The sequence below is a fragment of the Methylobacterium sp. J-077 genome, from assembly GCF_022829365.1.
Classification (GTDB): Bacteria; Pseudomonadota; Alphaproteobacteria; order Rhizobiales; family Beijerinckiaceae; genus Methylobacterium.
Genome location: NZ_JAKSYJ010000189.1, coordinates 1 through 5,942, shown reverse-complemented (window position 1 = coordinate 5,942; position 5,942 = coordinate 1). Strand labels below are relative to the sequence as shown.

The 5,942-nt window shown below is 64.2% G+C and carries 11 protein-coding genes and 1 pseudogene; 4 read left to right on the top strand and 8 right to left on the bottom strand.

All coding sequences use genetic code 11. From position 1 onward, the window contains the following. Together MKL11_RS22430 and MKL11_RS22425 are read left to right on the top strand one after the other, a co-directional pair. Nucleotides 1–493 (top strand): annotated as a pseudogene (locus MKL11_RS22430) (IS5 family transposase); the annotation flags it as partial. A gap of 85 nt (nucleotides 494–578) precedes the next feature. Further along, nucleotides 579–890, top strand: a complete 312-nt coding sequence (locus MKL11_RS22425; RefSeq protein ID WP_243947432.1) for a hypothetical protein — start codon at nucleotides 579–581, stop codon at nucleotides 888–890. A 145-nt stretch (nucleotides 891–1,035) separates the two neighbouring features. On the opposite strand, the gene MKL11_RS22420 is transcribed toward MKL11_RS22425, so the two are convergent. Then, nucleotides 1,036–1,368, bottom strand: coding sequence for a hypothetical protein (locus MKL11_RS22420; protein ID WP_243947430.1), 333 nt, complete (start codon nucleotides 1,366–1,368; stop codon nucleotides 1,036–1,038). 61 nt (nucleotides 1,369–1,429) lie between these two features. Next, on the bottom strand, nucleotides 1,430–2,092 hold the full coding sequence (locus tag MKL11_RS22415; RefSeq protein ID WP_243947428.1) for a TetR/AcrR family transcriptional regulator: 663 nt from the start codon (nucleotides 2,090–2,092) through the stop codon (nucleotides 1,430–1,432). Nucleotides 2,093–2,145: 53 nt separating this feature from the next. Here MKL11_RS22415 and MKL11_RS22410 point away from each other — a divergent pair, with 53 nt between their 5' ends. Then, on the top strand, nucleotides 2,146–3,312 hold the full coding sequence (locus MKL11_RS22410; protein WP_243947425.1) for an FAD-dependent monooxygenase: 1,167 nt from the start codon (nucleotides 2,146–2,148) through the stop codon (nucleotides 3,310–3,312). A 6-nt stretch (nucleotides 3,313–3,318) separates the two neighbouring features. Here MKL11_RS22410 and MKL11_RS22405 read toward each other — a convergent pair whose 3' ends face one another. Both MKL11_RS22405 and MKL11_RS22400 read right to left on the bottom strand, forming a co-directional pair. Beyond that, nucleotides 3,319–3,573, bottom strand: a complete 255-nt coding sequence (locus MKL11_RS22405; RefSeq protein ID WP_243947424.1) for a hypothetical protein — start codon at nucleotides 3,571–3,573, stop codon at nucleotides 3,319–3,321. 29 nt (nucleotides 3,574–3,602) lie between these two features. Further along, nucleotides 3,603–3,887, bottom strand: a complete 285-nt coding sequence (locus MKL11_RS22400) for a hypothetical protein (protein WP_243947422.1) — start codon at nucleotides 3,885–3,887, stop codon at nucleotides 3,603–3,605. Nucleotides 3,888–3,955: 68 nt separating this feature from the next. Between MKL11_RS22400 and MKL11_RS22395 the strand changes: the two genes are divergently transcribed. Then, nucleotides 3,956–4,183, top strand: a complete 228-nt coding sequence (locus tag MKL11_RS22395) for a hypothetical protein (protein WP_243947420.1) — start codon at nucleotides 3,956–3,958, stop codon at nucleotides 4,181–4,183. A 98-nt stretch (nucleotides 4,184–4,281) separates the two neighbouring features. Here MKL11_RS22395 and MKL11_RS22390 read toward each other — a convergent pair whose 3' ends face one another. The 4 genes from MKL11_RS22390 to MKL11_RS22375 all read right to left on the bottom strand — a co-directional run bounded on the left by MKL11_RS22390 (nucleotide 4,282) and on the right by MKL11_RS22375 (nucleotide 5,441). Beyond that, nucleotides 4,282–4,485 carry a hypothetical protein gene (locus MKL11_RS22390; protein WP_243947418.1) on the bottom strand — a complete coding sequence of 68 codons (204 nt, stop codon included), beginning with the start codon at nucleotides 4,483–4,485 and terminating at the stop codon, nucleotides 4,282–4,284. A gap of 61 nt (nucleotides 4,486–4,546) precedes the next feature. Continuing rightward, a complete protein-coding gene (locus MKL11_RS22385) occupies nucleotides 4,547–4,768 on the bottom strand; it encodes a hypothetical protein (RefSeq protein ID WP_243947416.1) in 222 nt (73 codons plus the stop codon). Next, nucleotides 4,765–5,094 carry a helix-turn-helix domain-containing protein gene (locus MKL11_RS22380; RefSeq protein WP_243947414.1) on the bottom strand — a complete coding sequence of 110 codons (330 nt, stop codon included), beginning with the start codon at nucleotides 5,092–5,094 and terminating at the stop codon, nucleotides 4,765–4,767. The genes MKL11_RS22385 and MKL11_RS22380 overlap by 4 nt, the downstream gene beginning before the upstream one ends. Further along, nucleotides 5,091–5,441 carry a type II toxin-antitoxin system RelE/ParE family toxin gene (locus tag MKL11_RS22375; protein ID WP_243947412.1) on the bottom strand — a complete coding sequence of 117 codons (351 nt, stop codon included), beginning with the start codon at nucleotides 5,439–5,441 and terminating at the stop codon, nucleotides 5,091–5,093. The genes MKL11_RS22380 and MKL11_RS22375 overlap by 4 nt, the downstream gene beginning before the upstream one ends. Between the last annotated feature and the right edge of the window lie 501 nt (nucleotides 5,442–5,942).

Below are 5,942 nucleotides of genomic sequence, written 5' to 3'. Positions count from 1 at the left end.
AGGCGGCTGCCATCGACAGCACCTACGTGCGGGCGCATCGCTCCGCCCACGGGGGTAAAGGGGGGCGCAGGCGCAAGGCATCGGCCCCTCCCGCGGCGGCCAGACGACCAAGATCCACGCGCTCACCGATGTCCTCGGCCGCCCCGGCGTCCTGCTGCTGACGCCCGGCAACGCCAGCGACGTGACGACCGCTCCCGCGGTGTTAGCCGAAGCGCCCGGCCGGATCCGGCGGCTGGCTGCCGACAAGGGCTACGACGCCGACTGGCTGCGTACCGACCTGCGGGCGCAGGGCATCACGCCGGTCATCCCAGGTAAGCGCGGTCGCAAGCGACGCATCCGCCACGACAAGCGGCGGTATCGTGAACGCTGGCGCATCGAGGCGACCTTCAATCGCCTCAAGGACTTCCGCCGCGTCGCGACCCGATACGACAAGCTCGCCCGCAATTATGCTTCAGCCGTCGCCCTCGCCGCCGTCATCGCTTTTTGGTGCTGATCGAGTCCAGACCCTAACGCGTGATGCTGTAGCCGTCATTGCTAGTACCGGCCCTGCTATCGACTATTGTTTCCTGTCGGATGGCATGAAGGAAGCCAAGGGTCTGAGCTGGCTCCGGAAGGGTTCGCCAGTCCCCTCGGGAACCGCCACCTTCACCTTCAATGCTGACGCTGACAACATTCGTCTAGGCAGGGAGGAGACTGGGGAGGGCCTGCTTAACGACTGGATGGGTGGCGAGCGTCGTTATCCGATCCAGGAACAGGTCATTGGTTTGGGCGAATACGGGCGAACATTGACAGTGTTATGCTGTGACCAGCTGGGCGAGGTCGACGATCCTGACAGCGATGTAAATGACGAGGACCTGATCGAGAGCTGGACTCCCAAGTTTCGCAAATAGCATGGCATAACAGCGGCGGCTGATCTGCCATGAGGCTCGCGAGAGCCGTCAGCCTCTGCCGGGGCGAAACGCAGAATGGGCTGCCGCCGCGGGGTTTCCGGTTATCCTGACACAAAAAAACCGGGCCGCTTTCCCCCCTCCCCGGTCAATTCGGGTTGGCCTTCGGCTCCGCCAGGAAGCGGTAGGCGGTCACATCCTCCTGTAGGTCGAGGAGCGCACCAATCCGGTCGCCCGCCTTGCACTCAGCTTCCATAACCAGGATGTCCACGAGGCGCTGCGCGCTCTCCACGATGCGGGGAACGGGGTCGGTCGTGACCGGGAATTCGTCCTGATCCAGCCGCATGAGGCGCACGAGCAGGGTCTCCTCCGCGGCCAGGTTGATCAGCTCGTGCTGGGCGGCCGTCCGCCGATCCGGCGTGGTCCGAATGGCCTTGCTCAGCCGGTCGGCCTCCTGCTTGGCCCTCTCCATGCGTTTCATCGTCGGGTCCGTATGCCGTCAATGGTGGTGTAGAAGACACGGCTTTTGCCGCAGGCAGACTTTACAGAGCACCATCCACATAGGGCGTCACAGCTAAAGCTGCTTCGACCGCCTTGGCCCCTTGATCGATCAACCGAAGGAAGGTCGCCTGGGCTGCATCGGTCTCACTGGGCCGGGCAGCGATCTTATGACCCTCGGCGAACGCCACGCACCAGGTTGCTACCATCAGGCCTGCCGCCAGATGCCCATCGGGATCGTCCGTATCTCGACCTGCTGAGACCGCCAGCATCGCCGCAAGGTCCTGCGTGAACTCGCTGCAGAGCTGACGCACGCGCGCCTTCAACGCCTCACTGGCCAGTGCGGTCGCGACGAAGCTCAGCGTCTCTTCCGACAGGGGAATGAGCGGGTTCCGCTCCCCGACCAAACGGTGCGCGAGCAGTCGAAGAGCCGCGATCGGGCTTGTCCCTGAGGCCCGTTCGCTAATCGCTGCAGCCATGGTTTCACGGATCTCGCCCTCGCGATCGAAGAACATGTCCTCCTTACGGGGGAAATGGTTGAACACGGTCATGCGCCCGACATCGGCCGCCTCGGCGATCTGGTCGACCGTCACCCGATCGAACCCCTGCTCCATGAACAGACGTGTGGCCGCGTCAGAAATGGCCTGGCGTGTCGCCTGACGCTTCCGGGTCCGCCTGTCCGGCACGGGTCTTGTCGACGTACTCATGCAAATGTATACTCGGTATAGTTTTAGATCGAGATTAGTTTGGAGGGAGCGCCATGGCGCCGTCAACCACGTCAGCAGGGGCGTCGTCAGGCGCTCCCCGGACCGCTCTCGTCAGCGGGGCGAGTTTCGCCGGGCTCGCCACGGCCTACTGGCTGCATCGGCTGGGATATGGCGTCACGATGATCGAGGCCGCACCAGGGTTGAGGTGTGGCGGCACGCCCGTCGACATCGAGGGCGAAACCATCGGCATCCTGACGCGGATGGGCCTGATGGACGCCGTCCTCGAGAAGGCGCTGCCTCCTCGGAACTTCGAGTTCAAGGATGCAGACAACGTGACGCTCGGCGCTGTCGGCCCTGGCCCGGAGGAAGAGGCCCAGATGGGTCCCAGGTATGAAATTCACCGCGACGACCTGCTCGACATCCTTTCCGGCGCGATCGAAGGCAAGGTGGAGCTTCTTTTCGGGCGCTCGATCGCACAGCTGGACCAAAACCCCGAGGCCGTCTCCGCGACGTTCAACGATGGTAGGCGGCGTGATTTTACGCTCGTGTTCGGCTGCGACGGCAATCGGTCCAACACGCGCAAGCTCGTGTTCGGAGACGGTGACCGGTACACCTTCTTCATGGGCGGCTATTTCTACCTCAAGGTCGTACCGGAGACCGGGCTGCTCCCTGCCAACAAATCAGAAGTCTTCAGCGTCCCAGGCCGTACGGCCATGCTCAACGGATATAACGACCGTACCGACATAGGCTTCGGTTTCCGCACGGCCGGCCAGATCGAGTACGACTATCGCGACAAGGCTCAGCAGCGCCGCCTGGTCCGCGATCATTTCGATCAACTAGGCTGGAAGGTGCCGGACATGCTGGCGTGCATGGGCGAGGACAACGACTTCTATTTCGATCGCGTGACGCAGATCCGGATGCCGACCTGGTCACAGGGACGCGTCGCTCTCGTCGGCGACGCTGGCTACTGCCCTTCCCCGCTCGCAGGCCTTGGCGGGTCAATGGCAATCATCGGCGCCGGCAGGCTGGCTGACGCTCTCGAACGCCATCCTGACGACTACGGCAGCGCCTTTCGCGACTACGAGCATGAGCTGCGCCCGTTCGTCGAGCAGGTGCAGGAGCGGGCCGCAACCGAAGGGCTGCAGATGATGTTTCCGGCCGACGAGGCGGAGTTCGCCGAGCGCGATCGGAAACTGGCCACGGGCGATCTCGGCTTCTGATCCGTTTCAAGCCTGGCGAGGCGTTATACCGGTCTGCTGCGAGATGGTCTGGTCGGGAACGGCCTCGGCCTTCTGCAGCAGGTGCCCGGTGTATTCCACGAAATGATCGAACTGCCGCTTCCGGTTGCGGATGCGCCTATGGGTGCGGTCATCAAACCATTCCCATACGCCTGTTGCGAGCGACACGGACGCGTCGAACAGGGTTGACCGATAGAGCGCCTGCACAATCACGTCCGGGGTCACGCCGGACAGCCGGGCCATGCGATGCACGGTCAGGGCCTAGCGGGCCGTCAATTCGACGGTGAAGGTGCGGCGCATGGATCGTAATCGGTGAGCAGGTCAGCATAGCGGAGCAGCTTGGCCTGCTGTTTCGCGGAGTCGGTGCGCCACTGTCCGGTTTCGCCGTCGAGCCAGTCCCATTCGCCGGTCGCCAGCTCAACTGCTGCGGCGAACAGGATTGCATGGCGCGGCGTCCGGGTGGCGGCGCGGTACACGTTGATGATCGAGCGCCCGGTGAGCCGGGCGAGCTGCCGGACGGTTTCGGCCTCGTCGGCCGTCATGCGCTCGCGCGTCATCGGGTGGGGCTTGGCCTCCGCTGCGGGCCGATCGACTATAGCCGGGTCGAGAGCGGGAGGAATCCCCTGTGCCGGACGAAACCACGCATCGTCACACGCTTACGGTCGACTTGGACGGCCGGGCGGAGGCCGCCCTAACGGTGCTGGCAGAGTATTCGGGGAGGTCGAAAGAGGCTGTCCTGCAGGAGGCTTTGCTGGACGGCCTGGAAACCATGAAGGTCATACACGATGGCGACCTTGCGCCGCCTGATCCTCGGCCGGGCAGTTATGAGCTAGATGACGACATTCCGTTTTAAGGCCCGTACAGGGCCGTGGTCGGTTTCAGGCTGCTGGGTAGCCTAAACCGGCCAGAGGCGATCAAGCTGCCCGGAAATCAGGGTCAGCACCCCGATTTTCAGTGCTTACTCTGGCCCTCGCCCACTGCGGCATAAACGGCGTCACACGCTTCGCGTAGGCCGTCCGGCTTGATCTCCTGCCCGGCCAAAACCTTCCGCGCCCTCGCATAGAGCTTGGTCTGGAACGCGTCCCATACCTCCCGGAGGGCGGGATCAGCCTCTAGCAGGGCCGCCCATTGGTCTTCGTCATAGGGGTGGTTCATGACAGGCCCCGGAGGCGAGCAGCCGACTATAGCGGGGCCGGGGGCCAAGGGAATCCCCTGCCTATTCGTCGTCGGGCGCGGCGTCGGCCCGGTCCGGGTCCAGCCCAGCCGCGACATAGACGGCGCGTGCAGCGTTCCGCAGGGCTTGCCCGGTCGGGTGGACGCCCTGCTGAATGGAAAGGCTGTCGCGGGCGAGCTGGGCCTTGAAGGCATCCCAGGCGGCCCGGAACGCGGGATCAGCGTCCAGCTCGGCCTGCCACGCCTCTTGTTCCTGGCGGCTCATAGCAGGCTCGCCTGCATGGCGGTGACCGATCCCGGACGGGGCTGCACGTCGACCGTGATGCTCACCTGTTGGTCGAGCCGGCCGAGGATGGTCATCAGCTTGTCGACGGTGAAGCGGTCCAGCTTGGCGTTCCTGATGCGGGAGAAATCCGCATAGGGGGTGCCAGTTTGGGCTTCCGCCTCGCGGACGCTCAGGCGGCGTGTGTCCAGGGTCTTGATGATCTGGGCGGCGAGGATGGAGCGCAGCTGCTCCAGGTCGGGATTGGGCAGGCCGAGGTCCCGGAAAACATTGCCGCTGCCCCGGACCAGTTCAAATTCGTCGTTCATCGTAGTGCCTCCTTCAAGCGTTTCAGGCTTTCGGTAATCAGATCGATTTCGGCTTTCGGCGTGGCGATGCCGGATTTCGATTTTTTCTGGAACGCGTGCAGGACCCAGACGTCCTCGCCGATCTGCACTGCGTAGACGACGCGAAAGGCGTCGCCCCGGTGCCGCAGGGCCAGTTCCAGGACGCCTGAGCCGAAGCCGTGGAGCGGCTTGGCGATGTCCGGGTGGCCACCATCCGCCACGATCGACAGGGCGCGGCCCAGCTCAGTCTGCGCGCCCTGGGGGAACTGCTGGAAGTCCTTTTGTGCGGCCCTGATCCAGGAAACCGGCCTCGAGGTCGTCAGTGGCATGCGAGTATGTTGTCATTTTTGACAACATCTGTCAACACTTCTCTTCGCCTAGCCCCTTGCTGCGGGTCCGGCCAGGCGCAGCCCTCCCAGAATCCGGAACTGATAAACCGTCAGCGGATCGGCATGGCCGAGCCGTTGACGGCCCTCTGTACGGCCTGCCCCTCTACCCTGTTCGATTCCCCCGGAAGGGGGAACGAACATCGCCCCGCAGAGGCGAAACGATCTACCCCGTCCCGATGGCCTCAGGAGAGCAGCGCCCGCAAGCGCGTGTCACCCGAAGGGCCGGAGCGAAGCGGAGGACGGCGAAGCCGTTGACCGGGCGAGGACGCTGCTAGGCTCAAGGGCCGGGACTGTGGATCGGCGTCGAAGAATGGTTCATCCGCACTTTCGGTGCTGGCGGGTGGCTCAGGCGTTGATCAGCGTTGTGGCCCGAGGGCAGCACGATGCCGATCTCCAACCCGTCGATGCCGTCGGTCCCGGACGGTGTTCACGTCGATGATC

What these genes read in the sequence shown, in the direction of transcription:
- MKL11_RS22380 (WP_243947414.1), bottom strand. Translation starts at nt 5,094, where the DNA reads ATGAACGACGAATTTGAACTGGTCCGGGGCAGCGGCAATGTTTTCCGG.
- MKL11_RS22410 (WP_243947425.1), top strand. Translation starts at nt 2,146, where the DNA reads ATGGCGCCGTCAACCACGTCAGCAGGGGCGTCGTCAGGCGCTCCCCGG.
- MKL11_RS22420 (WP_243947430.1), bottom strand. Translation starts at nt 1,368, where the DNA reads ATGAAACGCATGGAGAGGGCCAAGCAGGAGGCCGACCGGCTGAGCAAG.
- MKL11_RS22425 (WP_243947432.1), top strand. Translation starts at nt 579, where the DNA reads ATGAAGGAAGCCAAGGGTCTGAGCTGGCTCCGGAAGGGTTCGCCAGTC.
- MKL11_RS22385 (WP_243947416.1), bottom strand. Translation starts at nt 4,768, where the DNA reads ATGAGCCGCCAGGAACAAGAGGCGTGGCAGGCCGAGCTGGACGCTGAT.
- MKL11_RS22400 (WP_243947422.1), bottom strand. Translation starts at nt 3,887, where the DNA reads ATGACGCGCGAGCGCATGACGGCCGACGAGGCCGAAACCGTCCGGCAG.
- MKL11_RS22405 (WP_243947424.1), bottom strand. Translation starts at nt 3,573, where the DNA reads ATGGCCCGGCTGTCCGGCGTGACCCCGGACGTGATTGTGCAGGCGCTC.
- MKL11_RS22390 (WP_243947418.1), bottom strand. Translation starts at nt 4,485, where the DNA reads ATGAACCACCCCTATGACGAAGACCAATGGGCGGCCCTGCTAGAGGCT.
- MKL11_RS22415 (WP_243947428.1), bottom strand. Translation starts at nt 2,092, where the DNA reads ATGAGTACGTCGACAAGACCCGTGCCGGACAGGCGGACCCGGAAGCGT.
- MKL11_RS22375 (WP_243947412.1), bottom strand. Translation starts at nt 5,441, where the DNA reads ATGCCACTGACGACCTCGAGGCCGGTTTCCTGGATCAGGGCCGCACAA.